This is a genomic window from Streptomyces sp. DvalAA-14 (assembly GCF_900091855.1).
Classification (GTDB): domain Bacteria; phylum Actinomycetota; class Actinomycetes; order Streptomycetales; family Streptomycetaceae; genus Actinacidiphila.
The window spans coordinates 1-4,107 of the sequence record NZ_FMCH01000307.1 but is presented as its reverse complement, the minus strand read 5'-3'; the positions used below and the strand labels follow the sequence as shown (position 1 = coordinate 4,107).

Annotated in this window: 3 protein-coding genes; 1 reads left to right on the top strand and 2 read right to left on the bottom strand. The window is 71.8% G+C overall.

The window, feature by feature from the left end; translation table 11 throughout:
• Together GA0115240_RS15515 and GA0115240_RS15510 are read right to left on the bottom strand one after the other, a co-directional pair.
• Positions 1-683, bottom strand: a 683-nt coding sequence (locus GA0115240_RS15515; protein WP_141708846.1) for an aromatic amino acid lyase, incomplete at its 3' end; no start/stop codon positions are given.
• Positions 684-711: 28 nt separating this feature from the next.
• Complete coding sequence (locus GA0115240_RS15510; protein WP_093737264.1) at positions 712-1,665, bottom strand: ABC transporter substrate-binding protein; 954 nt, start codon at positions 1,663-1,665, stop codon at positions 712-714.
• Positions 1,666-2,062: 397 nt separating this feature from the next.
• Between GA0115240_RS15510 and GA0115240_RS15505 the strand changes: the two genes are divergently transcribed.
• Positions 2,063-4,107: HAMP domain-containing histidine kinase (locus tag GA0115240_RS15505; protein ID WP_141708845.1), on the top strand; the 2,045-nt coding region annotated here is incomplete at its 3' end.

Genomic DNA, 4,107 nt, shown 5'->3' with positions numbered 1-4,107 from the left:
GCCTGGCCGAGCGTGAGGGCGTTGCTGCTCATCAGGGCGAGCGCGTCGCCGTGCTCCAGCACGACCGGCGCGGGGACGGCCGGCCCGGTCGGCGCGTCCGGCCCGGGGGCGCCGGCCGGCGGCCGCGGCGCGGCCTCGTCGGACAGCCAGGGCCGTTCCCCGATGACGGTCAGGCCGGTCTGGGCCAGCGCGGTCAGGTCGCCGGTGCCGACCGCACCGAACTCGTTGACGGCCGGGTGCACGCCGAGCCGCAGCGCCTCCACCAGCGCCTGCGCGACGGCGGGCTGGAGGCCGGAGCCGCCGGCGAGCACCTGGTTGGCCCGGACCGCCAGCATGGCCCGGACCTGGCGGGTCGGGAGCAGCGCGCCGACACCGCCCGCGTGGCTGCGCAGCAGCCGCAGGTCCTGGCCGACCTGGTCCTCGTCGCTGAGGAACACCATGCGGTTGGCGCCGACGCCGGTGTCGCGCCCGTACATCCGGCCGGCCGCCGCCAGCCGCCGGGCGGTGTGCCAGGAGCGCTCCGCCCGGGCCACCGCCCGCGGCGCCGCGGTGGGCTCGGCCAGCGCGTCGGCCAGCCGGGCCACCGCGTGGGCGTCGAGACCGACGCCGTCCAGCACCACGAAGGCCCCCTCCGAGGAGGGTGCCTTCGCCGGGTGCCGAGGGATCTCGGACGCCGTTCCCATCGCGCCGCCCGCGCCGGGAATCCGACGCTCAGACCAGGCCGACCGAGGTCAGCCAGGCCTTGGCGACCACCAGCGGGTCCTTGCTGTCGCTCTGCACCTGGGCGTCCAGGTCCAGCAGCGTCGCGGTGTCGAGCTTGGCGGACACCGCGTTGAGCGCGTCCGCACCGGCCTGCGACAGCCCGGTCTTGTAGACCAGCGGGACCACGTTCTCGAACCCGAACAGGTTCTTCGGGTCCTGCAGGACGACGAACTTCTCCTTGGTGATGGTGGGGTCGGTGGTGAAGATGTCGGCGGCCTGGACGTTGCCGTTCTTCAAGGCGGCCTCGGTCAGCGCGCCGCCCGCGTCGAGGGCCTTGAACGACTTGGGGGTCAGGCCGTAGACGGACTTCAGGCCGACCAGGCCCTGCTGGCGGGTCTGGAACTCCGGCGAGGCGCCGATGGTGATGTCCTTGCCCACCGGGGCCAGGTCGGCGATGGTCGAGTTCGACGTCAGGTGGTACTTCGAGGCGGTCGCGGCGTTGACGGTGATGGAGTCCTTGTCCTGCGCCGCGGCGGGCTTGAGCAGCGTCAGCTTCGGGTCGAGCTTCCCGGTGACCGCCGCGTCGGTGGCGGCCTCGGTGGTCGGGGCGGCCTTGGCGTCGAGGTAGGCCAGCAGGGCGCCGTTGAACTCCGGCAGCACCGTCAGGGTGCCGTTCTTGAGCAGACCGTAGGTGGTCTCACGGCTGCCGATGCTCGGCTTGTAGGTGACCTTGATCCCCTTGGCCTTGAGCGCCTCGCCGTAGATGTCGCCGAGCAGGATGCTCTCGGCATAGTTGTTGGAACCGACGACCACGGTGTCGCCGCTGGCCTTGGACCCGGCGAGCGGGTCCTTCGCGCTGTCGGAGGAGGACGAGGAACAGCTCGTCAGCGATGCCGCCGCTGCGACAGCTGCGACCGCGACCGCCGCCAGGCGGTTGCGTCTCGGGCTGGACCAGGCGCTCATCACGGGAGAAGTCACGGTTTCCGCTTCCGGGTTCGGAGGTTTCGGACGTTTCAGGAGTCGAACGTGTGCACTCGTGGCAGGTGTTACCCAGCGATCCAATCCAGCCGGTTCGATCTCCGTCAAGCGCGGCCTGATCACGATCGGCACCGCGAACCGGCAGTTGCCTCGACCGGGCCCCCCGCGGCGGGCGCCGGGACGATCAAGAAGGCGTCTGTAACAGAGTCTTGATGATCCGGTCGGATGACAGCGGCGAAGAGGAGGTAGTCTCCCGGACGTTGGTCACGGGGATCGGACAACTGTGCCGAGGATCCGGTCATTTCGGCCCGGTAGCAGGCAGAAGCGGTCAAGACGTGCCTCTGCTGCGTCCGGTTGTCGGCGACGTCACGCAGGAGGCTTGGTGTCCGTGGACGAGGTGGTCGCTGCGGTGCGGCCGGCTCCGGATGCGCGTACCCGCGGCGGTGTCCGGGGATTCGCCGACAGGTGGCCCTTCCGGCGCAAACTCAACGTGCTGGTCGGGGTACCGCTCGTCGTGGTGCTCCTGCTGCTCGCCTATGTGATCACCGGACTCACCGGGCAGGCCCGGGACGCGGCCTCGGCGGCCATGCTGGTCCGCAACAGCCGGCAGATCGCCGAACTCATCGACCGGGTCGAGACCGAGCACCAGCAGGCGGTGCTGCTGTCGGTGCGCTACGAATCGGCCGCCACCGGCCGCCGCCCGTCGCTCGCCGCCTACCTCGGCGCCAGGACCGCCGTGGACAGCCAGGTGGAAAAGGTCCGCTCGACCTTCGGCTCGGCGCTGCCGAGCGCGGAGGCGCAGGCGCTCAAGGAGATCAACGGCCTGGGCAGCCTGCGGTCCACCATCGAGCAGAGCTACCTGCCCGCGGACAACATCGACCCGGCCTACACCGCCATCGTCGACGAGTTGATCGACGGCCTCGGGCTCGACCAGCGCTCGAACCTGGCGGCCACTGTCACCGGCAGCCTGCTGGACTCCCTGCTGCGGGCGGAGGCCGCCCACAGCGCCCTGGAAACCAGCGTGTTCTCCGCCCAGACCGGTGACACCAACGCCCTGATCGAGTTCGTCGGCGCGGTCGGCTACGCCCAGCAGTACACCTACCAGGCCGGCCGGTTCGGCCGGTTCGCCAGCCAGGCGCAGCTCACCCAGCTCTCCGCGATCGAGCAGAACCCCTCGTGGAACGCCATCTCGCTGCAGTACGCGGGACTGCAGATCGACCCCAGCGCGCTGGTGGCCAAGTCGCCCGCGCAGGTGCGGTCGGCCTTCAGCGCGGCGCTCAAGGAGTACCCGACCTACCAGCGGCAGGCGCAGGCCCGGCTGCGGATCACCGCCGGGCTGATCGACCAGATCGCCTCGCGCGCCGACCGGGCGTCGAACGCGGCCTGGTGGCGCGCGGCCTGGCTGCTCGGCGGGGCGCTGCTCGGATTCGCGCTGTGGCTGGCCTTCTCGGTGGCGATCCGCCGCTCGGTGGTGCGCCCGGTGCGCGCCCTGACCGGGGCCGCGACCCAGGTCGCCGAGGTCGCGGAGGAAGAACTCGCCCGGGTCGCCGACGACGACGCGGCCTACTCCGGCCCGCTGCGGCTGAGCGAGGTGCCGGTCACCGTACGCGACGAACTCGGCGATCTGGCCGAGGCGTTCAACCGGGTGCAGGGCACCGCGGCGGCGCTGCTCGAACGCCAGGTGCTCAGCCGCCGCAACGTCGCCGAGATGTTCGGCAACGTCGGACGCCGGATCAGTAACCTGACGGCTCGTCAGCTCACCCTCATCGACGCGCTGGAACGCGGCGAGACCGACGCGGAACTGCTCGACCGGCTCTACCGGATCGACCACCTCGCGGTCCGCCTGCAGCGCAACGCCGACAGCCTGATGCTGCTGGCCGGTATCCGCGAGGCCGGCCTGGACGCCAGCCCCACCGCGCTCACCAACGTCGTGCGGGCGGCGCTCGGGCAGATCGAGGGCTACCAGCGGGTGTCGCTGGTCGCCGAGACGAATGTCACCGTCGCGCCGGACATCATCGCCGACCTGACGCTGATGTTCGCCGAACTGCTGGAGAACGCGGTGGCGTTCTCCCCGGTGCACAGCCCCGTCGAAGTGACCGTGCGCAACGGCTCGGACGGCGCGCGGATCGAGATCTCCGACCACGGCCTGGGCCTGAGCGCCGAGCGCCTCGCCGAGGAGAACGCCCGGCTGATCCGCCGCGAGCGCCTGGACCTGGCGCCCACCCGGGTGCTCGGCCTGTTCGTGGTCGGCAGCCTGGCCCGCCGCTGGGGCATCGGCGTCACCTTGACCCGGACCCCGGGCGGCGGCGTGACCAGCCGGGTGACGATCCCGGCCACCTTGATGCTCCTCATGAGCCCGTTCGCCTCGTCCGACGGGCCGGACGGCGGCCGCTGGGACCACGGTCCCGGCGAGGACCGCGGCCCGGG